Origin of the sequence: Oryzomicrobium sp. (assembly GCF_021287045.1) — a bacterium.
Lineage (GTDB): Bacteria > Pseudomonadota > Gammaproteobacteria > Burkholderiales > Rhodocyclaceae > Oryzomicrobium.
This window is the reverse complement of the sequence record NZ_JAJTBG010000002.1, coordinates 95040-121273: the sequence shown is the minus strand read 5'-3', so window position 1 is coordinate 121273 and position 26234 is coordinate 95040. Positions and strand designations below refer to the sequence as shown.

The following is a 26234-nucleotide window of genomic DNA, read 5'->3' as shown; positions in this document are numbered from 1 at the left end:
TCATGATCGGGTTGCTGCTTCTGGCGCTCAGCTGCGCCGTCCTGTTCCTGCTGCCGCTCGCCCCGGCCGCCCTGGAATGGCTGCATCCGAGCGACGCCGCGCCCCTCAACGTGGTGCGCGAATACGGCGGCCACATCGGCCACTTCGCCGCCGGTTTCCAGCGTTTCGTCGATGCCCAGCTGCGCCCCTACCTGGGCCGGGCCGGGACTGACGGGACCCAGGTGGAGGCCGCCCTGTCCAACGGCACCCAGGTGATCGCCGTACCGGCCGACCGCGCCCCGCGCCTGCAAGGCCGGGAAGCCGACGCCCGGGAAACCACCCGCCTGGTCCTGGGGGCCGGCGACCTGATGTTGCCCAACGACCACATCTTTTCCGGCGAGGTCTATGCCGAGGGCTCCCTGCGCGGTGGTTCGGGCCTGGTGCTGCGTGCCGTGCTGGCCAAGGGCGACATCCGCCTGGGAGCGGAAACCTACGTCCTGCGTTGGCTCCATGCCGACGGCGTGGCGGTGGCGGGCGAGGGCAGCCGGCTCTACGGCCGGGCCTCGGCGGGGCAGCGCCTGCTGCTGGGCCCGGGCTGCCGCTTCGGCCGCATGTATGCCCCGCGGATCGAATTCACTCCCCTGGTCCGGCCCGCCCCGGCCTCGCCCCGGCAGCGCCTGCGCCGCCGTGAGGCCATGGAGGCCCCTCCCCGGCTCCAGGCCGGCGACATGGGGCGCTGGCTGGTGCGCGGGGACCTGGCCGTGGCCGGCGGCACCTGGCACCGGGGCCACCTGATCGCATCCGCCGACCTTCTGGTCGGCGCCGGTGCCTTCGTTGCCGGCTCGATCAAGGGCAACCGGGACGTGCTGCTCGATAGCGGCAGCCGGGTCCACGGCAGCGTGGTGGCGGGCGCCCGGGTGGTCATGGAGCGGGACAGTCAGGCCATGGGCCCGATCGTCGCCGAAGACGTGGTGGAAATCGGCCCCGGCTGCGTGGTCGGCGCCCCCGGCCACCCCACCACCATCACCGCGCCGCGTATCCGCATCGCCCCCGGCGCTCTGGTGTACGGCTCGATCTGGGCCCGGGAAGAGGGCGAGGTGCTGGCATGAACCGCCGCTCCCGCCCTCTGGCCGCCCGCCTGGGCGGCCTCGTGCTCGGCCTGGCCCTGGCGGCCGCCCCCTGGCTGGCCCGGGGCGCCAGCCTCGACCTGGCTGGCTACCAGCGCGACGACGGGGCGATCACCACCCACTACCAGGGCGATTTCGTCGATCCCTACTTCGCCCTGAAGGCCCTTCTGGCGGCCCGGGAGCTGGGGCTGGACATCGCCGCCCCGGCTGGCCGCTGGATCGACTGGATGCTGGCCCGGCCCACCGCCGACGGCCTGTTTGGCCGCTACTGCATCGCCGAGGACGGCGCTTGGCTGCAATGCCAGGAGGCCGACGCCGACGATTCCCTGCTCGCCCTGTGGCTGGAGCTGCTCCACGTCGCCGCCCCGGCCGAGGGCCTGCCCCCCGCCTGGCACAACAGCGCCGAGCAGAGCCGGGCGGCCCTGGCTCGGCTGTACGATCCTCGCCTGGGGGGCTACGTGATCTCGCCAACCCAGCGGGTCGCCCTGCTCATGGATAATTGCGAGGTGGTGGCCGCCCTGCGCGTCGTCGCCGGCAAGCAGGCCGCCTGGGGCGATGCCGCCGGCGCCCGCCGCCTGCGCCAGCAGGCCGACCTGGTGGAGCGCCGCCTGGGCGGCCTGTTCCCGCCCAAGGCCGACGGCCTGCTGCGCCACACCAGCGAGGACGAGGCCGACGGGGCCTTCTACCCCCACCTGGTGGCCCAGCTCTACCCGCTGCTGCACGGCCTGCCCAGCCTGATGAAAAAGCCCGCCATCGGTTACCGGGAGTGGATGCGCCGTTACCGCCACGCCTGGTTGACCCTGTCGGCGGATGACTATCCCTGGGGGCTGATGGCCCAGGTGGCCCAACAGCAGGGCGATGCCCCCACTGTCGCCTGCTGGGTGCGCCAGACCGCCGCGCTGCGCCACGGCGCCCGCTGGAATGTTCTTGAGGACGCCCTGTGGCAAGGGCTGTCCACCCACGTCGATCCCAATACGCCATGTTCGCTGCGCTGAAACGCTTCCTCTTTGCCGTCGTGCCCTGGGCGCTGCTGTTCGTCGCCCTGGGAGCCCTTTATTCCTGGTGGGGGCAGCGCAACGATGCCGCGATGGCCGAGCACACCGTCTACCTGATCCTGCCCGAAGGCCAGGACCCGGCCGCGCCGGCGGTGAGCATCTGGCTGGATGCGGCCAAGGAAGAAGGCATTCCGATGCGCACCATCAGCGATTCGGACTTCCTGCTCCGTCCCGAAACGAGCGACCGCGGCAGCGCGGCGATCCTGCCGGACAACCTGCACCGTCAGATCACCCCGGTGGTGGTCAACCGCCTGGAGCAGTTCGCCGCCCGGGGCGGCCAGCTGATGGTGGTCTACGACGGCGGCACCGTGATCAGCAGCGACGTGCCGGCGGGGGCGGCTTCTCCCCTGTCCGGCCTGGTGGGCGTGCGCTACGGCCCGGACCGGGAGCGCTTCGGCGCCGGTGGAGTGGAGCGGGGCCCCCTGTTCGTCACCGACGCCGGGGGGCGCCGGCTCCTGCTGCCCCCGGGCAAGACCATGGAGATGTCCTCGCCCCCGGCCGAGGAACTGCTCCATGGCAAGACCTACGCCATCACCGGCTACCAGTACGGCGCCCTGCTCTACCCCATCCTGCCCACCTCCGGCGCCTACACCGGCGAGGCACTGCTCGCCAGCGACTCGGGCGGGGTGGCCGCCGGCTACCGCCGCCTCGGCGAAGGCGGGGTGCTGTTCGTCAACACCCCCATCGGCTACCTCAAGGGCCAGACCGACGGGACGCTGCTGCACGCCTTTCTGCACCACCTGGTGTTCGACCGGCTCGGCCTGCCGGTGCTGAAGGCCACCGCCGACGGCATCGGCGGCCTGGTGTTCAACTGGCACGTGGACTCCAACGCCTCGACCCCCGAGTTCGAGCGCCTGGAAAGCTTCGGCGCCCTGGACCAGGGACCGTTCTCGATCCACTTCACCGCCGGCCCGGACATGGCGGCCTTCGGCGACAAGCAGGGCCTCGACCTGGAGCACAACGCCCAGGCGCGCAAGTGGGTGGCCCGGTTCCGGGACCGGGGCGACGCCCTGGGGGACCACGGCGGCTGGATCCACAACTACTTCGGCGGCCGGGTGAACGACACCAACAAGGATGAGATGGTCAAGTACCTGGAGATGAACGAGAAGGCGGTCTCGGCCATCGCCGGGCGGCCGTCCCGGGAGTATTCGGCGCCTCTGGGCAACCAGCCCGAATGGGTGACCGAGTGGCTGGAGGCCCACAACATGGTGGCCTACTACTTCACCGGCAACACCGGCATGGCCCCCACCCGCAGCTACCGCAACGGCCGTCTCAACGCCAAGCACATCTGGTCCTTCCCGGTGCTCATCCTGGGCAACATGGCCGCCTTCGAGGAGTTCGACGAAGAGGAATTGAGCGAAGACACGGTCAAGAACTGGCTCACCTCCGCCGCCGACTTCACCGCCGACACCGGCACCCTGCGCACCATCTACTCCCACCCCCACGGCTTCCACCGTTACCCCGAGGCCCTGCGCGCCCTGTTCGCCCATACCCGGGAACTGCACGCCGCCGGCCGCTTCCGCTGGACCACCATGTCCGCCGCCGCCGACTTCCTCAACCGCCGCGAGCAGGCGGTCTGGTCCTACGTCGGCAGCGGCGACCGGCTGACCCTCAAGGCCACCCACCCCACCGACCTGGTCGACCTGGCCTGGGAGGTGCCCAAGGCCGGCGGGCAGCAGCCCCGCGTGACGGTGGGCGACGGCCGGGTCGAGGACATCGGTCGCGCCTGGCGCGTCGTCGCCGGCCACGGCCGCAACTTCGAATTCGAATTCACCCGCAAGGCACTGCCATGAAACTGTCCAATACCATCCTGTTGTGCATGGGCACCCGGCCGGAGATCATCAAGATGGCCCCGGTTTACCATGCCCTGCGCGCCACCGACCTGGAGCCCCTGGTGCTGCACACCGGCCAGCATCGGGAAATGGCCGACCCCATGTACGACTTCTTCGGCATGCGCCCGGCCCTCAGCCTGGACCTGGAGCGGCAGCGCCAGACCCTGTCCCACCTGTCGGCCCTGATGGTGGACAAGATCGGCCGGATCCTGGAAGACAGTGCCCCGGCCGCCGTGCTGGTGCACGGCGACACCTCCAGCGCCCTGATGGCGGCCCTGGCGGCCTTCTACCAGCAGGTGCCGGTGGGTCACGTCGAGGCCGGCCTGCGCTCCCACTGCATGTACGACCCCTTCCCCGAGGAGAAGAACCGGGAACTGATCGGCCGTCTCGCCACCTGGCACTTCTCCCCCACCGCCCAGGCCCGGGCCAACCTGCTGCGCGAGGGCATCGCCGAGCAGGCCATCCACATGGTGGGCAACACCATCGTGGATGCGGTGCAACTCGCCGGGAAAATGGACGGCGCCAGGCAGGAAGCCATTCCCGAACTCCAGCAGGACCTGGCCGACCTGCCCGGCCTGCTGCCCGGCCGCCGCTTGGTGCTGGTGACCTCGCACCGGCGCGAGAACCTCAACGGCCCCCTGGCCAGCGTGGCCGGGGCGGTGCGCGACCTGCTGCTCGAATCCCCCGATCTGCTGGTGGTCTGGCCGGTGCACGCCAATCCTCGGGTCCAGGAGGTGGTGCACGGCGCCCTGGGCGACTTGCCGGCCGAAGCCGCCGGCCGCCTCTTCCTCACCCAGCCGATGGGCTATGCCGCCCTGATGTGGCTGCTGCACCGTGCCTGGCTGGTGCTCACCGATTCCGGTGGCATTCAGGAAGAAGCCGCCGCGGTGCATACTCCGATCCTGGTGCTGCGCGAGACCACCGAGCGCCCCGAGCTGATCGAGGCCGGCGCCGGCCGGCTGGTGGGCACCGACCGGGCCGTGGTGACCGCCGCGGTGCGCGAGCTGGCCACCCGCCCGGCCCTGGCCGCCGCCATGCGCGAGGCCATCAACCCCTTCGGCGACGGGCTGGCCGGCCAGCGCATCGCCACCCTCCTTTCCAACCATTTCATCCACCATAAAAACATATGCCCCGCCGTCTCTCCCGCCTCGGTCTGAGCCTGATCCTCGGCGCCACCGCAGGCGCCGTCTGGTCCGCCGAGCCGGATACCGCGCCCGAAATGGCCGTCAACGTTCCCGCCGCACCTCTGAACTCCAGCGCCGATGCGCCTTTCCTGGCGTCCCCCGCGACGCCGGCCCCGGCCACCACCCCGGCCGAACCGGCCGCCGGTGAAGCCCCCGCCGCGCCGGGCGAGGACGAACCCGGCCCGCCCGGCCCACCCGGGCCCCCGGGCCCTCCGGGGCCCCCGGGGCCCCCGGGAGAGCCGGAAGCTCCGGGAGAGCCGGAAGCGCCGGAGCCGTTCGTACCCAAGGGCACCATCGAGGCCGGCTTCGGTTTCAACTCCCTCACCGCCGGCTACCAGAACTGGAACAGCCAGTTCGTGCGCGGCGTGTACGCCTCGGACCCCAAGAACACCTGGACCGGCGAAGTGGCCGACCTCCAGCAGTTTGGCGACCGGGGCCTCCTGTTCGTGGTCGGCAACACCCACGTCATCAACGACGACTGGTTCGTGTCCACCTCCCTGGCCACCAGCAACGGCGGCTTCTTCCAGCCGCGTTACCGGGGCGACGTGGTGATCAACCGCAAGTTCCTCGAACCGCGCAACCTGGTGATCGGCGTGGGCCTGTCCTCGATCAAGGCCAAGGACGAGCACCGGGACCTGGCCGTGCTGCTCAACGCCGCCTACTACTTCGACGGCCCCTGGGTGATCGAGGGCGGCGTGCGTATCAACCGCAGCGATCCGGGCAGCGTCTTCGCCGACTACTACAACGTGGCGGTGACCTACGGCCGCGACAAGGAACGCTTCATCTCCCTGCGCTTCGCCCAGGGCCAGGAGGGCTACCAGCTGGTGGGCAGTGGCGACAACATCCTCGCCAACTTCCCCAGCCACGACACCCTGCTCACCTGGCGCGAATGGGTCGGCCGCGACTGGGGCTTCCAGGCCCGGGTGGGCGAGTACAGCAACCCCTACTACCGCCGGCTGGGCGGCGAGTTCAGCCTGTTCAAGGACTTCTGACGCCATGGACCGGGACCAGGACCTGCAAACGCGCATCGAGGCCATCCGCTCGAAGGGCTTCGGCGGCCGGCGTATCCAGCTGCACCGGGCGATCTACCACGTCTCCCTGCACAAGGGGAACCTGCTGATCGCCCTGCTGCTGCCGCTGGTCTTCAACCTGCTGCTGCTGCTGTCGATCGAAGAGATCGTGCCGTTCTGGTTCGCTGTGCTGAAATTCTGGTTCGCCGCCACGGACTTTCCCGGCGGCCTGGTGGCCGCCCCCTTCGACCTGGTGGTGGCCACGGTGTGGCTGCCGCGCATCGAGCTGTATGCCGGCGCCCCGACCCAACTGCAATGGTGGATCAGCGCCATCGGCTGCGTGCTGCTGTGGTTGTCCACCAAGCTGATCCCGCCGGTCCGCCTGCTGCCCCTGATCTACGCCATCCGGGCGGCGGTGCTGATCCATGCCACCGCCCTGGTGTATTTCGCCCTGGTGCCGGCTTCCTTCCCCCACGGCCTGGGCTCCTACCTGTTCAGCGGGCTGGCGATGGGGCTGATCCTGATGTTCCTGGTGCCCTGGATCTTCGGCTTCACCTACTACGTGTTCAACTTTCCGCTGCACCAGAAGCTGGCCCTGACCGCGCTGGTGCTGGCCTACTTCGCCCTGGCCCTGCCCTTCCAGTTCGCCCTGCACACGGTGCTGCTGTGGCACCTCAGCCTGCTGTTCCTACCCATCTTCTACCTGCTGTTCGGCAGCTTCCTCGACGTGATGATGTTCATCGCCTTCTACGCCTGGGGCATGAGTTGGAACTGGCCGACCTTCAGCCTGCGCCGCCGCCAGGAAGAAGAGGCGGCCTGATTCCTGGTTTCCGATTCCCGACCCGCCGGGCCTGGCGAGGGATGTATTAATAAAATTCATGTGACCGGCCGGCGGAAAAACGAAGGTCCGCGCCAGTCCTTGAGTTTGCGGCTTTTTCCGCCGCGACGTATTAGAAAAATTAATCTATCGGCGGCGGCTGCGTATCAGGCGCCGACCGTGGCGCCTTCCAGCCGGGTGATCAGGTGGGACAGGGCCAGGGCCGCAGTGGCGGCGCGCACCGCTTCCCGGTCGCCGGGAAAATGGCGGGTGACCGCCTCGACTCCGCCCGGGCCGGCCCAGGCGAAGCACACCGTGCCCACCGGTTTGTCCGGGCTGCCGCCGCTGGGGCCGGCGATGCCGCTCACGGCAACGGCCCACTGGGCGCGGCTCTTGGCGACGGCCCCTTCGGCCATGGCCCGGGCCGTGGCTTCCGAGACGGCACCCGTGGCAATCAAGGTCTGGCGCGGCACGCCGAGCATGTCTTCTTTGGCCGCGTTGGAATAGGTGACGAAACCCCGGTCGAACCAGGCCGAACTGCCGGCAATCGCCGTGACCGCCTGGGCGATCCAGCCGCCGGTGCAGGATTCGGCGGTGGCCAGCCATTCGCCCCGGGCCAAGAGCAGGGCGCCGGCCTTGGCGGCGAGGGCTTCCAGGTCGCGCTGGGTGATCATGGCGGAGGCTCCGGGAAAAATGCGTGGGGACGTCAGCCGATGATGAACTTGGCGACGGCCAGGGTCAGGATGGTGTAGGCGCCGGCGAACACGTCGTCGGCCATCACGCCGAAGCCGTTCTTCACCTTCTCGTCGAAGTAGTTGGCCGGGTAGGGCTTGACGATGTCGTAGACGCGGAACAGGAAGAAGGCGGCGGTTTGCCACAGCCAGCCGGCCGGGCAGAACACCAGCACCAGCCAGAAGGGCACGATCTCGTCCCAGACGATGGACCCATGGTCCACCACTCCCAGGTCGCGGCCGGTGCGGTGGGCGGCCACCACGCCGCCGACGAAGCACACCAGCAGGAAGACCAGCAGGGGCAGGTCGGTGGGCAAGGCGTGGCGCAGCACCGGGAAGGTGGCCCAGGCGAACAGGGTGCCGACGGTGCCCGGGGCGAAGGGCGACAGGCCGGAACCCAGGCCGCAGGCGATGAAGTGGGCGGGGTGGGCGAAGAGGAATTTCAGGCCGGGGCGGTTGCTCATCGGGTGTGGAATGACGGAATCGGGAGAGCGGGTGGAAAAAGGTTCGCCGCCGCCGTGGGGCGTTCAGGCGGCGAAGTGGTCGTAGCCGCGCCGGGCCACCGGGAAGAGCTGGCCGGCCTCGTCCAGGGCGGTGACGCTGCCCGCCGGCGCCTCGTCCGGGGCGGACAGCACGCCGAAGCGGGTGAGGGGCAGGTCCAAGGCGTGGGCCAAGGCGGCGATGGCCTCCCGGGCGGCGGCGGGGGCGGCGAAGACCAGTTCGTAGTCGTCGCCGCCGCCCAGCTGGGCAGCCCGGGCGATGGCCGCGTCCACCCCGGCGGGCAGAGCCGGCAGGCGTTCGGGCCACACCGTGGCGGCCAGGGCGGAACGGCGGGCGATGTGCCCCAGGTCCTGGAGCAGGCCGTCGGAAACGTCGATGGCGGCGTGGGCCAGGCCCTGGCGCTGCAAGGCCAGGCCCAGGGCGACCCGGGGCTGGGGTCGGGTCAGGGCGGCGAGACAGGCGTCGCGCAGCGGCGGCTCACCCGCGACCGGCGCCGTGGGCAGGTCGAGGTCGCCTTGCAAGTGGCGCAGGCCCAGGTTGGCCAGGCCGGGGCGGCCGGAAACCCACAGGTCGTCGCCGGGCTTGGCCCCGTCGCGGCGCAGGGCGCGGCCGGCGGGCACTTCGCCCAGGGCGGTGACGCACAGGTTGAGGGGCCCCCGGGTGGTGTCGCCGCCGATCACGTCCATGGCGAAGGCGCCGGCACAGGCGAAGAAGCCTTTGGCGAAGGCGGCGATCCAGGCTTCGTCGGCCGCCGGCAGGGCGCCGGCGAGCAGGGCCCAGCGCGGCGTGGCGCCCATGGCCGCCAGGTCCGAGACGTTCACCGCCAGGGTCTTCCAGCCCAGGGCTTCCGGGTCGGTGTCGGCGAAGAAGTGGGTGCCGGCCACCAGCATGTCGGTGGTGGCCGCCAGCTGCATCCCCGGCGTCGGGGTCACCAGGGCGCAGTCGTCCCCCGGCCCCAGATCCGCCCCGGGGGTGGGGCGGGCGAAGTGGCGGTCGATCAGGTCGAATTCGCCGGGGGGGGCGGCGGTGCCGGGCATGATGGGGATGTCCGCGGTGCCGGGCGGATCAGGCGCCGGGGTTCTTGCGCGCTTCCACTTCCACCGGGCGCAGGCGGGCGGCCAGCTTGTCGAGCACGCCGTTCACGTACTTGTGCCCGTCGGTGCCGCCGAAAGCCTTGGCCAGCTCGATGGCTTCGTTGAGCACCACCTTGTAGGGGGTTTCCGGGTGGTGCTTGAACTCGAAGGCGCCGAGCAGCAGCACACCGGCCTCGATGGGCGACAGCTCGTCGAAAGGCCGGTCCAGGCAGGGGGCGATCTCCGCCGCCAGGGCGTCGTGCTGGGCGAGCACGCCGCGCAGCAGGGCGAGGAAGAAGTTGCGGTCGATGGGCGGTTCCTTGGCCTGGGCCTCGGCGACCAGACCCGGGTTGGCGGCGGCGAATTCCGCCGCTTCCTCGGCCTCGATGGCTTTGGCGTCGGCCACCAGGGCTTCCAGGGTGGCCTCGATGGCGGCCTCGTCGTTGCCGCCGACGCGCCACTGGTAGAGACCCTGGATCACGTATTCCCGGGCCATGCGCCGGGGCGACTTCTCCCGGGGCGTCCAGGGCTTGCCCACCTGGTGGCGCAGGACCTTGCCGTCGTTCTTGCTCATACACCCTCCCGGGCGGCGATTGCCGCGTGCAGATTGGCCATTTCCACCGCTGCCTTGGCGCAGTCGCTGCCCTTTTCGTGCATGCGGGCGATGGCCTGGTCGTCGTCCTCGCAGGTGAGCACGCCGTTGGCCACCGGCACGCCGGTGTCGAGCTGCACTTCCATGATGGCGCGGCAGGCGTCGTTGGACACCACCTCGAAGTGGTAGGTCTCGCCGCGGATCACCGCGCCCAGGGCCACCAGGGCGTTATAGCGGCCGGATTGGGCCAGGCGTTGCAGCACCGGCGGGATTTCCAGGGCGCCGGGCACGGTGGCGATGGCGATGTCGGCGTCGGCCACGCCCAGTTGCTTGAGCTGGGTGACGCAGGCCGAGAGCAGGCCCTCGCACACGTCCTGGTTGAAGCGGCTCATCACCACGCCGACCTTGAGGCCGGCGCCGGCGAGGTTCTCGTCGTATTCGTAGATGTCGTTGAAACGGGCCATGGGGGCTCCAGTCTGGTGTTCGTTACAGGGCGGCGGCGTCCGCCGGGGAAGGCACGTAGCCGGTGACTTCCAGGTCGAAGCCGGTCATCGACGGCATGCGCCGCGGGCTGCCCAGCAGCTTCATCTTGCGCACCTTGAGGTCGCGCAGGATCTGGGCGCCGATGCCGTAGGAGCGGGGGTCCCACTTGCGCGGGGCGGGCTTGTCGGCGGGGGCGGCGGTGAGGGCCGCTTTCAGGTCGGCGCCGCTCTCGGGGCGGTGCAGCAGCACGATCACCCCGGTGCCGTGGCGGGCCACCGCCTGCTGGCACTGGTCCAGGGAAAAGGCGTGGCGGCCGCTGTCGGGGTCGAGGAAGTCGAGGATGGACACGGGCTCGTGTACCCGCACCAGGGTTTCCGTGTCCGGCCCCGGGGCGCCCTTGACCAGGGCCAGGTGCACCTCTTCGGCCACCCGGTCGGCGTAGGCGATCAACTGGAACTCGCCGTGGGGCGTGTTCACGGTGCGCTCGGCGACGCGGCTGACCAGGGTTTCGACCCGGCTGCGGTAGTGGATCAGGTCGGCGATGGTGCCGATCTTCAGGCCGTGCTCCCGGGCGAACTCGATCAGGTCCGGCAGACGGGCCATGGTGCCGTCGTCCTTGAGGATCTCGCAGATCACCGAGGCCGGTTCCAGCCCCGCCAGGGCGGCGAAGTCGCAGCCCGCCTCGGTGTGGCCGGCGCGCACCAGCACGCCGCCGGGCTGGGCGCGCAGGGGGAAGATGTGGCCGGGCTGGACGATGTCGTCCGGGCCCGCATCCTTGGCCACGGCGGCCTGCACGGTGCGGGCGCGGTCGTGGGCGGAGATGCCGGTGGTGACGCCTTCGGCGGCCTCGATCGAGACGGTGAAGGCGGTGCCGTGGGGCGTCTTGTTGTCGCGCACCATCTGCTCCAGGCCGAGCTGGCGGCAGCGGGCGTCGGTCAGGGTCAGGCAGATCAGGCCACGGCCGAACTTGGCCATGAAGTTGATCGCTTCCGGGGTGACGAACTCGGCGGCGAGCACCAGGTCGCCCTCGTTTTCCCGGTCTTCCTCGTCCACCAGGATCACCATCCTGCCGGCGCGGATGTCGGCGATGATGTCCTGGACCGGGGCGATGGCGGAGGCTTGCACGGCGTTCATGCGGCCACCTCGCTCTCGGTGTCGGCGTTGAGCATGCGCTCGGCGTAGCGGGCGATCAGGTCCACTTCCAGGTTCACCTTGGCGCCCGCCGCGAGCAGGTGCAGGGTGGTGTTGTCCAGGGTGTGGGGGATCAGGTTGATGGCGAGGTCGCGGCCGTCCACCGTGTTGGTGGTCAGGGACACGCCGTTGACCGCGATCGAGCCCTTGCGCGCGATGTAGCGGGCCAGCTCGGCCGGGGCGCGGATGACCAGGCGGCGGTTGTCGCCGATGGCATCGAAGGCGAGCACTTCACCGACTCCGTCCACGTGGCCGGACACCAGGTGGCCGCCCAGGCGGTCGGCCAGGCGCAGGGCCTTTTCCAGGTTGATCGGGCCGTCGCCTTCCAGACCGACGGTGCAGGACAGGGACTCGGGGGAGACGTCCACCTTGAACGTGCGCGGGCCGAGCTCGACCACGGTGAGGCAGACGCCGTTGCAGGCGATGGAGTCGCCCAGGGCGACGTCGCTGAGGTCCAGGGTGCCGGCGTCGATGGTCAGGCGCACCCCGGCTTCGCGGGGGGTGCGCTCGGCGATGCGGCCGACGGCGGCAATGATTCCGGTGAACATGGGGATTCCCGCGCAAGCGGTGAGGGAGGAAAGGCGGCGATTTTACCACGGGGCCCCGCCGGCACCGGGCAGGGCCGGGCCGGCGTTGCCGGAGGCCGGAAGAGGTCGGTGGTTGCCGAAGGGCGGGACGGCGCCCCGCCCCGGTGCGTCCGGCGGCGGACGGCGGCTACGGTGGCTAGGGCTTGGCGGCGGTCGGCTGGGGCGGAATGATGCCGGCGGCCTCGGCCTTGGCCCGTTCCTCGGCCCGCTGTTTTGCCTTGGCCTCGCGCTGGGCCTTCTTCTCGGCCACCTTGGCGTCGCGCTCGGCCATGCGCTGGTGGGCCTCCTGCACGCTGGCGCGCTGGTCCTCGGCCCGCTTGGCGGCTTCGGGTGCCTGGGCGGCCTTGTCGGCGCGCTTGCCGGACAGGCGCGCGGCGGTTTCGCGCCGCTCGGCGGCGGCCTGGGCGGCGCCGGCCTCCACGGCCTTGGCCTTGTCCTCCTGCCGCTGTTCCCGCTCCGCGTCCTGGCGCGCCTTGTCGGCCTTGAATTCCTCGCTCTGGCGCTGCTGGCTGGCGGCGCGGCGCGGTGCCTCTTCCCGTTCGCGGGCGGCCTTGGTGGCCTGGTCCCGAGTGCGAATCTCCAGTTCCAATTCCCGGGCTTCGGCATCCACCTTGCGGGCTTCGAGTTCGGCGGCGGTCTTGGCTTTCTTGGCCTCGTCCTGGCACGCGACGACGCGGAAGCGGGCGTAGCAGGCCTGATACTCGGCCTGGTACTTGGCCACCGATTCGTCGCGCATGGCCTTGGCCCGGGTGCGCAGGGTATCGGCCCGGCCGACCAGGCCGGCGCGCTCGGCGTCGCCGCTCCAGGGCTGGTCGTTGGCCGGGGCCGGCTGGGCGTGGACGGTGGCTGGCAGTAGGGCGCAAAGGGTGAAAAGGCCGAGAAGGGTGGCCGCGATGAGGCGCGGCGTGCGAAGGGTTGCGGTGGGGGCGGCGGGGAGGGCTGAGGCGGGACGGGAGAAGCGCATGGCGGTGGGGGAAATTCCGAATCCCCGTAAAATAGGGGATTTCCCCGTTTTCCGAAACCCGCCGGCCGTTCGGCCGCGGCGCGCCGACGCCGGTTGCCGCCCCTGTCCGCCCCCTATGGGTGCACGGCGATGGGCCGTGTGTCGGGCAGTGTCCGGGGTGATGTCCCTCTCAGTTCTGGATTTGCCATGATCGTTCTTCGCCGTTTGACCTTCGCCCGGGCGGGCCATCCCCTGGTGCGCGACGCCTCGCTACAGATCGCCCCGGGTTGGCGCGTCGGCCTGGTGGGGGGCAACGGCAGCGGCAAGTCCACCTTCTTCGCCCTGTTCAACGGCGGCCTGCACCCGGAATCCGGCGACCTGGAGTGGCCCGAGCGCTGGGTGATGGCCCACGTCGCCCAGGAAACCCCGGCCCTGCCTTCGCCGGCCCTGGACTTCGTCCTCGACGGCGACGAGGAACTGCGCCGCCTGGAGGCCGATCTGGCCCGGGCCGAGGAAAGCCACGACGGCGAGGCCATCGGTGCCATCCACGCCCGCCTGGGCGAGATCGGCGGCTACGGCGCCAAGGCCCGGGCGGCGGAACTGCTGCACGGCCTGGGCTTCCACGATCCGGATTTTTCCCGCCCGGTGGCCGAGTTCTCCGGCGGCTGGCGCATGCGCCTCAACCTGGCCCGGGCCCTGATGTGCCGCTCCGACCTGCTGCTGCTCGACGAACCGACCAACCACCTGGACCTGGACGCGGTGCTGTGGCTGGAGACCTGGCTGAAGAGCTACCGGGGCACCCTGCTGTTGATCTCCCACGACCGGGACTTTCTCGATGCGGTATGCGGCAACGTGCTGGCCATCGAGCAGCAGGCCATGACCCTGTACAAGGGCGGCTACTCCGACTTCGAGACCCAGCGCGCCGCCCAACTGGCCCAGCAGCAGTCCCTGTTCGAGAAGCAGCAGCGCGAGGTGGCCCACCTGCAGGTCTACATCGACCGCTTCCGCGCCAAGGCCACCAAGGCCCGCCAGGCCCAGAGCCGCATCAAGGCCCTGGCGCGCATGGAGACGGTGGCGGCGGCCCACGTGGACACCCCGTTCACCTTCAGCTTCCGCGATCCCGAAGCCCTGCCCGACCCCCTCCTCAGCCTGGACAAGATCCAGGCCGGCTACCGCAGCGCTGCGGGTGAGAACACGATCGAGCGCACCATCCTCAGCCACGTGCGCCTGACCATCCGCCCCGGCGACCGGATCGGCCTGCTGGGCATGAACGGCGCCGGCAAATCGACCTTGATCAAGCTGCTGGCCGGCGTTCATCCGCCCCTGGCCGGCGAGCGCCAGGAGGCCAAGGCCCTCAAGATCGGCTACTTCGCCCAGCACCAGGTGGAAGCCCTGCGCCCCGAGGGTTCGGCCCTCGACCACCTGCGCTGGCTCGACCCGGACACCCCGGAGCAGCAGCATCGCGACTATCTGGGCGGCTTCGACTTCCGCGGCGACGCCGCCACCCGGCCGGTGGCGCCCTTCTCCGGCGGCGAGAAATCGCGCCTGGCCCTGGCCCTGCTGATCTGGCAGCGCCCCAACCTGCTGCTGCTCGACGAACCCACCAACCACCTGGACCTGGAGATGCGCGAGGCCCTGGCCTTCGCCCTGCAAGGCTTCGAGGGCGGCGTGGTGCTGGTTTCCCACGACCGGCACCTGGTCAAGACCACCGCCGACACCCTGCTGCTGGTGGCCGACGGCCAGGTGACGCCCTTCGACGGCGACCTGGACGACTACGCCGCCTGGCTGACCCAGGCGCGCAACGCCGCCCGGCCGGTGGACGTGGAAGCCAAGGAAGCCAAGGCCGAGCGCGCCGCCAGCCGGGAGGCCGACGCCGCGGCGCGCAAGGAACTGCTGGCCAAGCGCCGTCCCCTGGTCAAGGAAGGCGAGCAACTGGAAAAGAAACTGCACGGCTGGCAGGGCGAGAAGAAGCTGCTCGAAGAGCGCCTCGCCGATTCGTCCCTCTACACCAGCCCGCCCCACCCCCAGCTGGCCGGCCTGCTCAAGCGCCAGGGCGAACTGGCGACGATGATCGAGGACGGCGAGATGCGCTGGCTCGAAGTGCAGGAAGCCCTGGAGTCTCTGCCCGAGGCATAACGGGGGGCAGCTCGGAAGTCCGCGCCTGGCGCGGGTTTCCACGGGGCCTGCCCCAAACCCGTGGCAGGGCGCGGCGTTTGGCCGTGCCCGCCCGAAGATGCCCGTCTGGCGCGGACCTTGCGCGCCGCCTCAACGCCTGTCCAGTCAGGGGCGGCGCCCCCTCAGCGCCCCGGGTTGAGCCGGAAGAAGTGCATCAGTTGTTGCAGGGATTCGGCCTGGGCGCCCATTTCTTCTGCCGTGGCCGCCAGCTCCTCGGAGGCCGAGGCGTTCTGCTGGGTGGCCTGGTTGAGCTGGCCCATGGCCTGGTTGATCTGGGCGATGCCGCGGGCCTGCTCTTCCGAGGCGCTGGCGATGTTCCGCACCAGGGCCGAGGTCTGGCCGATGGTCGGCACGATGCGCTCCAGCAGTTCCCCCGCATGCGCCGCCTGGCGTACCGTGGTGCCGGCCACGGTGCCGATCTCGCCGGCGGCCACCTGGCTGCGCTCGGCCAGCTTGCGCACTTCGGCGGCCACCACGGCGAAGCCCTTGCCGTGTTCCCCGGCCCGGGCCGCCTCGATGGCGGCGTTGAGGGCCAGCAGGTTGGTCTGGTAGGCGATGTCGTCGATGATGCCCACCTTGTCGGCGATCTGGCGCATGGCCTGGACGTTCTCGGCCACGGCGGCGCCGCCGGCTTCCGCCTCCCGGGCGGCCTGGGTGGCCATGCCGTCGGTGGTGTGGGCGTTCTCGGTGTTGGTATGCACCGAAGCGGTGGATTGCTCCAGAGTGGCCGAAATCTCCTCCACCGACGCCGCCTGCTGGCTGGCGGACTGGGCCAGGGACTGGGCGGTGGCCGAGACTTCCTCCGACGCCGCCGAAAGGTTGTCGGCGGCGCCGCGCACCTGGCCGATGATGTTCGCCAGGCGGTCCGTCATGTGCGCCATGGCCTGGAGCAGGCGGCCGATCTCGTCGTCCCGCGCGGCCTCGGGGCGCGCCGTCAGGTCGCCTTCGGCCAGGGCGTCGGCGGCCGCCACGGCCTGGCGGACCGGGGCCAGCACCACCCGGCGCAGGACCAGGGTGAGCAGGGCCAGCAGGGCGGCGGTGATGACCAGGCCCCCCGCCAGCACCGGCAGGGCGGCGCGGCGGCCGGCTTCGGCCACTTCCTGGCGGCTGTAGGCCACCGCCACCCGGAAGCCCCAGGCCGGAAAGTCCCGTTCGATCGCTTCCCAGTCGCGCCCGCCGTCCCGGCGGGCTTCCGCCAGGCGCGCCAGGAGCGCGTCGGGCTCGATGCCCCGGGAATGGAGGAAGGGCTGGCCCTTGCCGTCGAGCAGGGCGACGAAGCCGGAGCCGAAGGCGGCGCTCTCGCCGATCAGGGCCTTGAGCCCGGCCAGATCGGCCTTGAAGCCCACGTACCAGGCGCCGACCACCTTGCCGGCCCCATCCACGATGGGCTCGTAGCCGGTCAGGTAGGGGGAGCCGAGGATGTCCACCTGGCCGTAGAAGGCCTCGCCCCGGCTGAGGGCGGCGTAGGCCTTGCCGTTCGGGTCCAGGGCCGTGCCGACGGCCCGCTGGCCGTCCGCTGTCTTGACGTTGGTGGCGATGCGCACGAAGTCCTGCCCGTCCCGGGCGAAGAGGGTGGCGCTGCCGCCGGCGATGCCGGTCATGCCGTCCACCAGGGCCGTGCCCAGGGCCTGGCCCCGGCCGCCGAAGCGCAGGTTGGGCGGCGTGCGGCCGCCCACCGCTACCGCCTCGCCCGCGCTGGCCGGGCCGAGCTGGGCGCTCGTTTCCTTGAACAGCTTCATGGCGCTGCGGGTCTGCTCGCCGACCAGGCCGTCGCTCAACTGCAACAGTTGCAGGATGCTGGCGGCGGTGTTGGCGGACTGCTGCCGCACTTCCGCTTCCATGCGGCGGGATTCGTTGATCGAGAGGGCCATCGCCCCGATGACCAGGGCCACCACCAGGGGCGCGAAACCGAAGAGGGCGAAACGGGCCTGGAGTCCCAAACCTTTCATCTGGAGTCCTTCATGGGGATGCGGTGTCGAGTTGGCGCCGCGCGGGTGGCACGGCGCAGGGTCTTACCCTAGCAACAATCGCACTGTCATCCTTTAGGGACTATCCACAGGTCGGCCAGGCCGGAAAGCCAATGTCCACGCCATTCTTCAGCCATGCGCCCACGCAGGCGGGGCGGCGGCCGCTGGGGCAAGGCCAACCTCGCGCCCATGAAAAAGCCCGGGACGGCGTGGCCTCCCGGGCTTGTTGCAGCCGGCCCCGGGGGCCGGTTGCGGCGGTCGCTTTACTCGACGCCCTGGCTGGCCAGGTAGTCCTCGTAGCTGCCCTGGTAATTGACCACGGTGCCGTCGCCCTTCACCTCGATGATGCGGTTGGCGATGGTGGAGACGAATTCCCGGTCGTGGGAGACGAACACCAGGGTGCCCTTGAACTTGTCCAGGGCGGTGTTGAGGGATTCGATCGACTCCATGTCCAGGTGGTTGGTCGGTTCGTCCATCACTAGCACGTTGGGCTTTTCCAGCATCAGCCGGCCGAAGATCATGCGGCCCTGCTCGCCCCCGGAGATGACGTTGGTCGGCTTCTTCTGCTCATCGCCGGAGAAGAGCAGCCGGCCCAGGGTGCCGCGGATCAGGGTTTCCAGGTCGCCGCCGTCGGCGATGGTGGCCCGCGCGTAGGGCGCCACCCAGTCGGTCAGGCTGACCGGGTTGGCGAACTCGGCGGCGTGGTCCTGGGCGTAGTAGCCGAGCTTGGCCTTGTCGGCCCACTTGAGGGTGCCGTGGTTGGGGGTCAGCTCGCCCATCAGGAGCTTGAGCAGGGTGGTCTTACCGGCGCCGTTCTCACCGATCACCGCCACCCGGTCGCCGGCTTCCACGGCGAAGGTCAGATTGTTGAAGATCGGCCGCTCGCCGCCCGGGTAGGTGAAGGACAGGTTTTCCACTTCCACCGCCAGCCGGTGCAGCTTGTCCTTGTCGTCGTACTCGAAGCGAATCCACGGGTACTGGCGCGACGAGGGCTTCACGTCCTCGGGCTTGATCTTGTCGATCAGCTTGAGGCGGGAGGTGGCCTGCTTGGCCTTGGACTTGTTGGCGGAGAAGCGGCGCACGAATTCCTGCAACTCGGCGACCCGCTCCTTGGCCTTGGCGTTGGCGTTCTGCTGACGTTCCCGGGCCTGGGTCGAGGCTTCCATGAAGTCGTCGTAGGTACCCGGGTAGACCGTGATCTTGCCGTAGTCCAGGTCGGCCATATGGGTACAGACCTGGTTGAGGAAGTGGCGGTCGTGGGAAATGATGATCATGGTGGATTCGCGCTCGTTGAGCACGTTTTCCAGCCAGCGGATGGTGTTGATGTCCAGGTTGTTGGTCGGTTCGTCCAGCAGCAGGATGTCCGGGTTGGCGAACAGGGCCTGGGCCAGCAGCACCCGCAGCTTCCAGCCCGGGGCTACCTCGCGCATCGGGCCGAAGTGCTTTTCGGTGGGGATGCCCACGCCGAGCAGCAGCTCGCCGGCCCGGGATTCGGCGGTGTAGCCGTCGTATTCGGCGAACTTGCCTTCCAGTTCGGCCGCCTTCATGTAGTCGTCTTCGGTGGCTTCCGGGTTAGCGTAGATGGCGTCCTTCTCCTGCATGCACGCCCACATCTCTTCGTGGCCCATCAGCACCACGTCGATCACCCGCTGGTCCTCGTAGGCGAACTGGTCCTGGCGCAGGTAGGCCATGCGCTCGTGTACGTCCTTGCTGACGTTGCCGGCGGAGGGGTCGAGGTCGCCGCAGAGGATCTTCATGAAGGTGGACTTGCCCGCCCCGTTGGCGCCGATCAGGCCATAGCGGTAGCCCTCGCCGAACTTGACGGAGACGTTTTCGAACAGGGGCTTGGCCCCGAATTGCATGGTGATGTTGTTGGCGACGAGCACGGTGAATCCTGTGGCGGGACGAACCCGCGTAAAAACAAAACCTTGAATTATACCCGAGGGGCGTTGCCCCGCCGCGGCGCGCCCGGCCTCGGTCCGCGCCGCCGGGGCATGAGAACCGGCCCCGGGCACGTATAATCGCCCTTTTGCAATTTTTCGCCCGGCGATGACCCACGACATTCGTTCCCATCTCACCAGCCTGCTCCAGGCCGCCCTGGCCAGCGTCGCCCCCGGGGCCGAGGCCGACATTCATCTGGAGCGGCCCAAGCAGGAATCCCACGGCGACTTCGCCACCAACCTGGCCATGCAACTGGCCCGGGCCCTGAAGAAGAACCCCCGGGAAATCGCCCAGCAACTGATCAACGAGCTGCCCCGTTCCGAGTGGCTTGAGAAGGTGGACCTGGCCGGCGCCGGCTTCATCAACTTCACCCTCAAGCCCGCCGCCAAGCTGGCGGTGGTGCGTGCCGTGCTCGACGGCGGCGCCGACTTCGGCCGGTCCACCCTGGGTGGCCAGCAGAAGCTGCAAGTGGAGTTCGTCTCCGCCAACCCCACCGGTCCGCTCCACGTCGGCCACGGCCGCGGCGCCGCCTACGGCGCCTCCCTGTCCGACCTGCTCGCCTTCGCCGGCTGGGACGTGACCCGGGAGTACTACGTGAACGACGCCGGCCGGCAGATGGACATCCTCGGGGTGTCCACCTGGCTGCGCTACCTGGAACGCCACGGCGTGGCCGTGCCCTTCCCCCCCAACGGCTACCAGGGCGACTACGTGCGCGACATGGGCGCCCAGATCGACGCCGCCCACGGCGCCAAGTACGTGCGCCCCGCCGCCGAAATCCTGGCCGACGTGCCGTCGGTGGAAGCCGACAAGGAAGCACACCTGGATGGCCTGATCGCCAACGCTAAGCGCCTGCTCGGCCCCGACTGGGCCTACGTCCACCAGCACGCCCTGTCCGAGCAGCTGGCCGACGGCCGCGACGACCTGGAAGAGTTCGGCGTGCGCTTCGACGTGTGGTTCTCGGAAAAGTCCCTGTTCGACACCGGCTTGGTGGCGAAATGCGTCGAACGCCTGGAAAAGGCCGGTCATCTGTACGTGCAGGACGGCGCCAAGTGGTTCCGCTCCACCGCCTTCGGCGACGAGAAGGACCGGGTGGTGCAGCGCGAGAACGGCCTGTTCACCTACTTCGCTTCGGACATCGCCTACCACCTCAACAAGTTCGAGCGCGGCTTCGACAAGGTCATCAACATCTGGGGCGCCGACCACCACGGCTACATCCCCCGGGTGAAGGGCGCGCTCAAGGCCCTGGACCAGGACGAGGCCAAGCTGCAGGTGGCCCTGGTGCAGTTCGCCGTGCTCTACAAGGACGGCCAGAAAGCCTCCATGTCCACCCGCTCCGGCGAGTTCGTCACCCTGCGCGAGCTGCGCCGCGAGGTGGGCAACGATGCCTGCCGCTTCTTCTACGTGCTGCGCAAGTCCGACCAGCACCTGGACTTCGACCTGGACCTGGCCAAGAGCCAGAGCAACGAAAACCCGGTCTACTACATCCAGTACGCCCACGCCCGGGTGTGCTCGGTGGTCAACCAGTGGGGCGGCGAGGCCGCCGACCTGGCCAAGGTCGACCTGGGCCTGCTCGCCAACCCCCGGGAACTGGCCCTGGCCGCCCGCCTGGCCGCCTTCCCCGAGGTGATCGAGGCCGCCGCCCGGGACCTGGCGCCGCACGCGGTGGCCTTCTACCTGAAGGACCTGGCCGGCGACTTCCACGCCTGGTACAACGCCGAGCGCATGCTGGTGGACGACGCCGCCCTGCGCGACGCCCGCGTCGCCCTGGCCCTGGCCACCCGTCAGGTGATCCGCAACGGCATGGTGCTGCTCGGCGTCTCCTGCCCCGAATCGATGTAACTCCGGAATCCCTCTATGAGCCGTGACCTGAAACGACCCCAAAGCACTTCCGGCAAGCGCTCCCCGGCGAAAAAAGCCGGCGGCGGCACCCTGATCGGCATCATCATCGGCCTGGTGCTGGGGGTCTGTGCGGCCCTGGCGGTGGTGCTGTACATCAACAAGGCGCCCATGCCCTTCGTGGACAAGACCCAGCCGCCGCCCAAGGACGCCAAGGAAACCTCCGGCAACCTGGCCGCCGCCAAGCCCGGCACCCCGGCGCCGGCCCAGGCCCCGGCCGCCGGCGCCGCGCCCCAGGCGGCCGCTCCGGTACCCCTGCCGGGCAAGCCCGGCGACCCGGTGCCGGAAAAGCGCTTCCAGTTCTACGACATCCTGCCCGGCAAGGCCGAGCCCAAGACCGACGCGACGGCCGCCGACAAGCCGGCGGCCAAGGACGCCGCCAAGGATGGCAAGGATGGGGCGAAGGAATCCAAGGAGGCGAAGGAGACTAAGGACGGCAAGGAAGGCCCCTTCTTCATCCAGGCCGGTTCCTTCCAGCGCTCGGGCGATGCCGACAACCAGAAGGCCAACCTGGCCATGCTCGGCATGGAGGCCACGGTGCAGCAGGTGATGGTCGGCGACAAGGTGTGGTACCGGGTCCGCCTCGGACCTTATGGCAAGATGGACGAGGTTAACCGCGCCCGTTCCGAACTGGCCAAGGCCGGCGTCGAGGCCAGCCTGGTCAAGAACAAGGATTGATGGAGATTCCCCATGGTGAAGATTGATCGTTCCCGTCGTGATTTCGTCCTGGCCGCCGCCGCGTCGGCCTCTCTGGCCGCATTCCCCGCCCTGCCGGCCTTTGCCGCCCCGGCGGCCCGTGGCCGCGACTATCAGCCCATCGATCCGCCCCAGCCCACCGAGTCCGGCGCCAAGATCGAGGTGATCGAGTTCTTCTCCTACGGCTGCCCGCACTGCAACGACTTCCACAAGCCCCTCGACGCCTGGGTCGCCAAGCTGCCCGCCGACGTGGCCTTCAAGCGCGTCCCGGCCGGCTGGAACGCCGCTTGGGCCAACCTGGCCAAGCTCTACTACGCCCTGGAAGTGACCGGCGACGTGGCCCGTCTGGACAGCGCCATCTTCGCCGCCATCCACGAGCAGGGCGTGCGCATGCCGGTGCCCGACGACATGCAGGCCTGGGTCGAGAAGCAGGGCGTGGACGGCCGCAAGTTCGCCGACGCCTACAAGTCGTTCTCGGTCGCCAGCAAGGTCAACCGGGCCAACCAGATGGTCCAGGCCTACCGCATCAACGGCGTGCCCGCCCTGGCCGTGGATGGCCGCTACCTGGTCAGCACCGAGGGTGTGAAGAACCTCGGCGAGGTGCTCACCCGCGCCGACGCGGTGGTCGCCCTGGCCCGCAGCGACAAGGCACGCAAGTAAGCCAGCGGAACGCGCGAGCGCGTGAGCCTGTGATCCCGTGACTTCGCCCCTGCCCGTTCCCGTCGGCAAGCAGAATGCGCCGCGCCAGTCCCCCCCGGGGCTGCCGCGGCGCGTTTTCATCACCGGGGCCAGTTCCGGCCTGGGCCAAGCCTTCGCCCGCCACTATGCCGCCGCCGGTTGGCAGCTCGGCCTGGCCGCCCGCCGCGCCGACCGGCTCGACGAATTGGCCCGGGAGCTGGGTGGTGCGCTAGCCGCCACCTATCCCCTCGACGTCACCGACAGCGCCGCCCTGGCGTCCGCCGCCGCCGACTTCTGCGCCCGCTTCGGCGCGCCCCACGTGGTGATCGCCAACGCCGGCATCTCGGTGGGCACCCTCACCGAGGAAAGCGAGGACCTGGTGGCCTTCCGCCGGGTGCTGGAAGTCAACGTCTTCGGCATGGCCGCCACCTTCGCCCCCTTCCTGCCGGCCATGAAGGCCCTGCGCGACGGCCTGCCGCGCCGCGTGGTCGGCATCGCCTCGGTGGCCGGTATCCGCGGCCTGCCTGGGGCCGAGGCCTACTGCGCCTCCAAGGCCGCCGCCATCGCCTACCTGGAATCCCTGCGCCTGGAACTGGCACCGTCCGGCATCCGCGCCGTAACCATCTGCCCCGGCTATGTGGATACCCCCATGACCGCGGTCAATCCCTACCCCATGCCCTTCCTGCTGCCCGCGGCGGAAGCGGCGCGGCGCATGGCCCGGGCTATCGACGCCGGCACCGGCTACGCCGTGGTGCCCTGGCAGATGGGCGTGGTGGCCAAGCTCCTGCGCCTGCTGCCCAACGCCGTCTACGACCGCCTGTTCGGCCGGGCCAAGCGCAAGCCCCGGGGACTGCCCCTGTAGTTAGTCCCGCGGCCGACCGGGCAATCCCGTTGGCATGGCGGGGCGGTTTCCCCCGCAACCCGCATAAACCCTATGTCCGCAACGGCTTTAGGGGTGTTACAAAAGAACGCTGGTATCCCCGGCCAAGGGCGTCCACCATGGCGGTTTCATCAGGGGAGCCGCCATGTTCTTTTCGTCCGCCAAGGAAGCCCTGAGCCGCAGCGAGATCGAGTGCGCCGCCCTGCGCGCCGACAACGCCCGCCTGGAGACCCGCGTCGCCACCCTGGAGGCCGAGCGCTCCGCCTTGACCGACGAGCTGGCAGCCCTGCGCGCCCGCCAGGCCCTGCTCGATGGCGTGTTCACCAGCCTGGGGCGCTTCGGCGATTCGCTGACCGGCCTGCAGGGCTCCTTCCTCGGCCTCACCACCACCCTGCAGGGGGGCAAGGAATCGGCCACCACGGCGGCTGCGGAGTCGGAAACCAACCGGGCCGCTTTCCAGACCATCGCCGCCAATCTGACCGACATGGTGGGGCGCATGACCGAGGCCTCTGGCAGCGTCGAAAGCCTGTCCAAACGGGTCACCGACATCGCCGGCTTCGTCAGCCTGATCAAGGAAATCGCCGACCAGACCAACCTGCTGGCCCTCAACGCCGCCATCGAGGCGGCCCGGGCCGGCGAGGCCGGGCGCGGCTTCGCCATCGTCGCCGACGAGGTGCGCAAGCTGGCCGAGCGCACCACCAAGGCCACGGTGGAGATCTCCGGCTTGGTCGGCACCATCCAGGGCGATACCCAGCAGGCGCGCAGCGTCATGTCCCTGGGGGCGGCAGATGCGGCCCGTTATTCCGCCGAGAGCGAAGCCGCCACCCACAGCATGGGGCGGCTGCTCGACCTGTCCCAGACCATGGAGCGGGCGGTGTCGTCCTCGTCGCTGCTGGCCAACGTGGAATTGGCCAACATCGACGAACTGGCCTTGAAACTGGAGGTGTACAAGGTCTTCCTCGGCCTTTCCACCCTGCGCCCCGAGGAGCTGCCGGACGAAACCCAGTGCCGCCTCGGCCGCTGGTACTACGAGGGCGAGGGCAAGGCCCACTTCGCCCGCCTGCCCGGGTACGCCGAAATGGAAACGCCGCACAAGGCGGTGCACGACCACGCCCGCCGGGCGGTGGAGCGCTTCTACGCCCGGGACGCGGATGGGGCACTGGCCGCCCTGATGGCCATGGAGCAATCCAACCTGACGGTGATGGCGGGCATGAAGCGCATGCTCAACGGATTGAACTAAGCGCCCCGGCGGCCGCTCCATAGGGGAAGTTCCCCGCCTGGAGGCCGCCATGCAATCCGCCGACGAAAAGAGCCTGACCTTCGAGTTGCTGGCCGCCATCCGGCCGGTGGACGGGGACGCCCCCCTGGCCTGGCTGCGCGCCGGCTGGGCCGACCTGCGCGCCCATCCGGCCCCTAGCCTGGCCTACGGGGCGGCCTTCGCCCTGTGCGGCTGGCTGCTCGCCGCCACCCTGGACCACGCCACGGCGCTACTCAGCGCCCTGGTCACCGGCATGCTGCTGGTGGGGCCCTTCCTCGCTCTGGGCCTCTACGACCTGTCGCGCCGCCGCGAGCGGGGCGAGCCGGTGAGCTTCTTCGCCTCGGCCCTGGCCTGGCGCCACAACGTCTCCAACATCGGCCTGTTCGCCGCCGTCCTGGCCGTCGTGCTGATGGTCTGGGCGCGGGCCTCGATGGTCATCTTCGCCGTCTTCTACGAGGGGGCGATGCCCTCCTTCTCCGGTTTCGTCCACGCCTTCTCGGCCCTGGACAACCTGGAGTTCGTGGTCTTCTACCTGGCGGTAGGGGGCTTCTTCGCCACCCTGGTGTTCGCCGTGTCGGTGATCTCGGTGCCCCTGATGCTCGACCGGCGGGTGGACGCCATCAACGCCGCCATCGCCAGCGCCACGGCCCTGGCCCGCAATCCCGGGGCGATGCTGGGTTGGGCGGGGTCGATCGTGTTCCTCACCGCCCTCGGCTTCGCCACCGGCTTCGTCGGCCTGGTCGTCACCATGCCCCTGGTGGGGCACGCCACCTGGCACGCCTACCGGGCCCTGATGCCCGAGCCGCCGTCCGGCGTGTAGGCCGAACGGCGGAGCCCGGGCTTACCAGGCCACGGGCTGGCCGTCGCGGAAGAAACCGCCGCTGGGGCCGTCCTCCGGCAGCAGGGCGGCCCAGGTGATCGACGCAGCGCCCTCGGCGGCGCTGCGCGGGGCCGCCGCGCTGCCCATGTCGGTGCGGCACCAGCCCGGGCATACCGAGTTCACCTTGACGTCGGCCAGTGCCGGGTCCAGTTGCAGCTCATGGGCGGTGGTGCGGGTCAGGGCGTTGAGGGCCGTCTTCGAGATGCGGTAGCCGGGCCAGTAGGGGCCGCCCTCGGCCAGGGACCCCATGCCCGAGGCCACATTGACCACCCGGCCGTGGCCCCGCGCCACCATGCCCGGCAAGAAGGCCTGGATCAGGCGCAGGGGGCCGAGTACGTTGATGGCGAAACTGCGCTCCACCACCGCCGGATCGCTGGCAAGCACGCCCTGGGCGGCAGGATCGTCCGGGGTCTTGGGGTCCAGGTACACGCCGGCGTTGTTCACCAGGATGTCGGTACCGCCCCAGGCGGCGTCCACCCAGGCGGCCAGGGCATTCACCTCGGCGGCGTCGCCCACGTCGGCGGCCCGGCCGGCCACGTCCAGGCCTTCCGCCGCCAGGGCGGCCACCGCACGCTCCAGGGCGGTACCGTCCCGGGCGACCATCACCACCCGGCAGCCGGCCTGGCCGAGCCGGCGGCACACCTCGAAGCCCAGGCCCCGGCTGGCGCCGGTCACGACGGCGGTTTTTTTGGCTAGCATTCCGTTCTCCTCGATCATGTGGGGATAGGTGGCCGCCGCCCCGGGGGCGGCGCCTTTCC

24 protein-coding genes are annotated in these 26234 nt (G+C 70.1%); 13 read left to right on the top strand and 11 right to left on the bottom strand.

The annotated features are described in order from the left end of the window. The first annotated feature begins 2 nt into the window (after window positions 1–2). The 6 genes from LWW89_RS02505 to LWW89_RS02480 are packed head-to-tail and all read left to right on the top strand — an operon-like array spanning window position 3 to window position 7007. A complete protein-coding gene (locus LWW89_RS02505) occupies window positions 3–1088 on the top strand; it encodes a hypothetical protein (RefSeq protein WP_293260607.1) in 1086 nt (361 codons plus the stop codon). Beyond that, entirely contained in the window at window positions 1085–2101 is a 1017-nt protein-coding gene (locus LWW89_RS02500) for a hypothetical protein (RefSeq protein WP_293260606.1), read from the top strand. The genes LWW89_RS02505 and LWW89_RS02500 overlap by 4 nt, the downstream gene beginning before the upstream one ends. Then, window positions 2086–3954, top strand: a complete 1869-nt coding sequence (locus tag LWW89_RS02495) for a hypothetical protein (RefSeq protein WP_293260605.1) — start codon at window positions 2086–2088, stop codon at window positions 3952–3954. The genes LWW89_RS02500 and LWW89_RS02495 overlap by 16 nt, the downstream gene beginning before the upstream one ends. Continuing rightward, window positions 3951–5150: a UDP-N-acetylglucosamine 2-epimerase (non-hydrolyzing) gene (wecB, locus tag LWW89_RS02490; protein WP_293260604.1), complete on the top strand. Its 1200-nt coding sequence runs from the start codon at window positions 3951–3953 to the stop codon at window positions 5148–5150. Before LWW89_RS02495 ends, wecB begins: the two co-directional genes overlap by 4 nt. After that, the gene (locus tag LWW89_RS02485; RefSeq protein ID WP_293260603.1) at window positions 5120–6169 is read left to right on the top strand and encodes a YaiO family outer membrane beta-barrel protein; all 1050 of its coding nucleotides are present in this window, start codon (window positions 5120–5122) and stop codon (window positions 6167–6169) included. The genes wecB and LWW89_RS02485 overlap by 31 nt, the downstream gene beginning before the upstream one ends. Before the next feature lie 4 nt (window positions 6170–6173). Then, window positions 6174–7007, top strand: coding sequence for a hypothetical protein (locus tag LWW89_RS02480; RefSeq protein WP_293260602.1), 834 nt, complete (start codon window positions 6174–6176; stop codon window positions 7005–7007). 164 nt (window positions 7008–7171) lie between these two features. Here the strand turns inward: LWW89_RS02480 and LWW89_RS02475 are convergent, their stop codons facing one another. The 8 genes from LWW89_RS02475 to LWW89_RS02440 all read right to left on the bottom strand — a co-directional run bounded on the left by LWW89_RS02475 (window position 7172) and on the right by LWW89_RS02440 (window position 13126). After that, a complete protein-coding gene (locus tag LWW89_RS02475) occupies window positions 7172–7675 on the bottom strand; it encodes a CinA family protein (RefSeq protein WP_293261279.1) in 504 nt (167 codons plus the stop codon). Between the two features lie 35 nt (window positions 7676–7710). Then, window positions 7711–8199 carry a phosphatidylglycerophosphatase A gene (locus LWW89_RS02470; protein WP_293260601.1) on the bottom strand — a complete coding sequence of 163 codons (489 nt, stop codon included), beginning with the start codon at window positions 8197–8199 and terminating at the stop codon, window positions 7711–7713. Window positions 8200–8262: 63 nt separating this feature from the next. After that, a complete protein-coding gene (thiL, locus tag LWW89_RS02465; protein WP_293260600.1) occupies window positions 8263–9273 on the bottom strand; it encodes a thiamine-phosphate kinase in 1011 nt (336 codons plus the stop codon). A gap of 28 nt (window positions 9274–9301) precedes the next feature. Then, a complete protein-coding gene (nusB, locus tag LWW89_RS02460) occupies window positions 9302–9883 on the bottom strand; it encodes a transcription antitermination factor NusB (RefSeq protein ID WP_293260599.1) in 582 nt (193 codons plus the stop codon). Beyond that, entirely contained in the window at window positions 9880–10365 is a 486-nt protein-coding gene (gene ribH, locus LWW89_RS02455) for a 6,7-dimethyl-8-ribityllumazine synthase (RefSeq protein WP_293260598.1), read from the bottom strand. Before ribH ends, nusB begins: the two co-directional genes overlap by 4 nt. Window positions 10366–10387: 22 nt before the next feature. After that, window positions 10388–11518 carry a bifunctional 3,4-dihydroxy-2-butanone-4-phosphate synthase/GTP cyclohydrolase II gene (ribBA, locus tag LWW89_RS02450; RefSeq protein ID WP_293260597.1) on the bottom strand — a complete coding sequence of 377 codons (1131 nt, stop codon included), beginning with the start codon at window positions 11516–11518 and terminating at the stop codon, window positions 10388–10390. Further along, window positions 11515–12123 (bottom strand): riboflavin synthase, encoded by a 609-nt coding sequence (locus LWW89_RS02445; RefSeq protein WP_293260596.1) that lies wholly within the window; start codon window positions 12121–12123, stop codon window positions 11515–11517. The genes ribBA and LWW89_RS02445 overlap by 4 nt, the downstream gene beginning before the upstream one ends. A 175-nt stretch (window positions 12124–12298) precedes the next feature. Beyond that, window positions 12299–13126, bottom strand: coding sequence for a hypothetical protein (locus LWW89_RS02440; protein ID WP_293260595.1), 828 nt, complete (start codon window positions 13124–13126; stop codon window positions 12299–12301). Between the two features lie 186 nt (window positions 13127–13312). Between LWW89_RS02440 and LWW89_RS02435 the strand changes: the two genes are divergently transcribed. Then, window positions 13313–15241 carry an ATP-binding cassette domain-containing protein gene (locus tag LWW89_RS02435; RefSeq protein ID WP_293260594.1) on the top strand — a complete coding sequence of 643 codons (1929 nt, stop codon included), beginning with the start codon at window positions 13313–13315 and terminating at the stop codon, window positions 15239–15241. Between the two features lie 161 nt (window positions 15242–15402). On the opposite strand, the gene LWW89_RS02430 is transcribed toward LWW89_RS02435, so the two are convergent. Continuing rightward, window positions 15403–17229, bottom strand: a complete 1827-nt coding sequence (locus LWW89_RS02430; protein ID WP_293260593.1) for a Cache 3/Cache 2 fusion domain-containing protein — start codon at window positions 17227–17229, stop codon at window positions 15403–15405. Between the two features lie 281 nt (window positions 17230–17510). Then, window positions 17511–19133 carry an ABC-F family ATPase gene (locus LWW89_RS02425; RefSeq protein WP_293260592.1) on the bottom strand — a complete coding sequence of 541 codons (1623 nt, stop codon included), beginning with the start codon at window positions 19131–19133 and terminating at the stop codon, window positions 17511–17513. 163 nt (window positions 19134–19296) lie between these two features. Here LWW89_RS02425 and argS point away from each other — a divergent pair, with 163 nt between their 5' ends. The 6 genes from argS (at window position 19297) to LWW89_RS02395 (ending at window position 25416) form a co-directional block, all read left to right on the top strand. Beyond that, window positions 19297–21027 (top strand): arginine--tRNA ligase, encoded by a 1731-nt coding sequence (gene argS, locus LWW89_RS02420; RefSeq protein WP_293260591.1) that lies wholly within the window; start codon window positions 19297–19299, stop codon window positions 21025–21027. Between the two features lie 15 nt (window positions 21028–21042). Next, the gene (locus LWW89_RS02415; RefSeq protein WP_293260590.1) at window positions 21043–21762 is read left to right on the top strand and encodes an SPOR domain-containing protein; all 720 of its coding nucleotides are present in this window, start codon (window positions 21043–21045) and stop codon (window positions 21760–21762) included. Window positions 21763–21774: 12 nt separating this feature from the next. After that, window positions 21775–22440 (top strand): thiol:disulfide interchange protein DsbA/DsbL, encoded by a 666-nt coding sequence (locus LWW89_RS02410; protein ID WP_293260589.1) that lies wholly within the window; start codon window positions 21775–21777, stop codon window positions 22438–22440. Window positions 22441–22477: 37 nt separating this feature from the next. Continuing rightward, window positions 22478–23320 carry an SDR family oxidoreductase gene (locus LWW89_RS02405; RefSeq protein ID WP_365780882.1) on the top strand — a complete coding sequence of 281 codons (843 nt, stop codon included), beginning with the start codon at window positions 22478–22480 and terminating at the stop codon, window positions 23318–23320. Window positions 23321–23483: 163 nt separating this feature from the next. Next, on the top strand, window positions 23484–24578 hold the full coding sequence (locus LWW89_RS02400; RefSeq protein ID WP_293260586.1) for a methyl-accepting chemotaxis protein: 1095 nt from the start codon (window positions 23484–23486) through the stop codon (window positions 24576–24578). Window positions 24579–24627: 49 nt separating this feature from the next. After that, window positions 24628–25416 (top strand): DUF2189 domain-containing protein, encoded by a 789-nt coding sequence (locus LWW89_RS02395; protein WP_293260583.1) that lies wholly within the window; start codon window positions 24628–24630, stop codon window positions 25414–25416. Window positions 25417–25437: 21 nt separating this feature from the next. On the opposite strand, the gene LWW89_RS02390 is transcribed toward LWW89_RS02395, so the two are convergent. Next, window positions 25438–26175, bottom strand: a complete 738-nt coding sequence (locus LWW89_RS02390; RefSeq protein ID WP_293260580.1) for an SDR family NAD(P)-dependent oxidoreductase — start codon at window positions 26173–26175, stop codon at window positions 25438–25440. Window positions 26176–26234 lie beyond the last annotated feature (59 nt).